The 1,341-nt window shown below is 35.4% G+C and carries 2 protein-coding genes; one reads left to right on the forward strand and one right to left on the reverse strand.

All coding sequences use genetic code 11. The features are described from left to right. Window positions 1–311 (reverse strand): LbetaH domain-containing protein (locus AC1DPZ_RS27290; protein ID WP_477409434.1); only part of this gene is annotated, 311 nt, incomplete at its 3' end. A gap of 888 nt (window positions 312–1,199) precedes the next feature. On the opposite strand from AC1DPZ_RS27290, the gene AC1DPZ_RS27295 reads away from it, so the two are divergent. After that, a partial coding sequence (locus tag AC1DPZ_RS27295; RefSeq protein WP_477409436.1) for an FAD-dependent oxidoreductase occupies window positions 1,200–1,341 on the forward strand: 142 nt, incomplete at its 3' end.

The following is a 1,341-nucleotide window of genomic DNA, read 5'->3' on the forward strand; positions in this document are numbered from 1 at the left end:
ATGGTATGGTGCCCTATTTTAACCCCTCCCGGATTGTAAACTTCTACATTGGGGCCAATGGTTACCACATCTTCGGTTTCTAAAAGCCAAGGCGCCCATATTTTGCAATTCGGATAAATAAAATTAGTATCGCCAATTTTCCCGCCAAATTGCCTTATGATAAATATCCTCCATTTATGTAAAGGGTTAGGAGTCCATTTGCATAAAAGTGTCCAGGCAATATTCCAACAAAATCTTTTTAGTTTTTCGGATGAAGAAAATACTGGTTTTACATAAGGGTCCGGATTATTAATATCGTGAGACGAAATCATTAAAGTTTTTAGTTTTTCTATAAAATGAACAAGCCTGACCAGGCAAAAAAATGATGATCAACAGTAGATGATTCATTTCATTTTAGGACGCAATATGTGAATAATTATTCAATAAGGAAAGGCTTTTAGCAATTAAAACAAGCCAAACGCTTCTAATTTTTCAGACTTTTGAGCCAATAATCATTTGCCCATCCTGCATAAAGTCTTTTGCTTTTAACATTTCTCGTCTTAGTTGTTTCATTTTTAATCAGATTAAGCGCGATCCTGCGAATGGTAGAGAAGTTTTTGGCGGCATTTTCGATGCGTTTTCTGCTGCTCGGCAACAAGCTGTCCTTTCGCTGAGTAATAATGTCCGCATATACTTCTGATAATCTTCGGCTGTCATCGTCTTTAACGATCGTCTGTACGGCTTCCAGATGAAACACATAATGACCGTTCCGTGTTCAACGACCTGTTCTTTATTAGGAAAGGAAATCAAATGCTTTTTCGAATTGCTGGCAATAGCCTTGTTCTGTATATTTGCCGCACTTTTCAATTTTGAAGAAAATTAATACGGCCTGTGATACTTAAAAAAAATGTAGAGGTCTCTAACAGAAACAATTGGTTCCATTTGCCAATTGCTCATATTTTACATAACGCTCTGATAGTAAATGAATTATATAAATAACACCCCTAATAATCGTGCTTAACAGGATCGCGAGAAAACGCCATTAATATACTGATTAATCAAATTATTTCATGCTCATTTTTAATTTACTATAAATCAAATACTTATATCAAACCTTAACCAACTATTGTTATTAGAACGCGTTTATTAAGCAATGGCGTTAATCAAATAATTAATTAAATGTAATTCTATGTACAACAGTATATAGTAATCTTTATAGAATGGGTAATAAATATGATGCAATAATAGTCGGATCCGGCCCCAACGGATTAGCAGCAGCTATTACACTGCAGCAAAAAGGGCTGTCGGTGTTGTTGCTTGAGGGTAAGAAAACAATAGGTGGTGGAATGCGTACTATGGAAC

It is taken from the genome of Mucilaginibacter sp. P4_G9 (genome assembly GCF_056400985.1).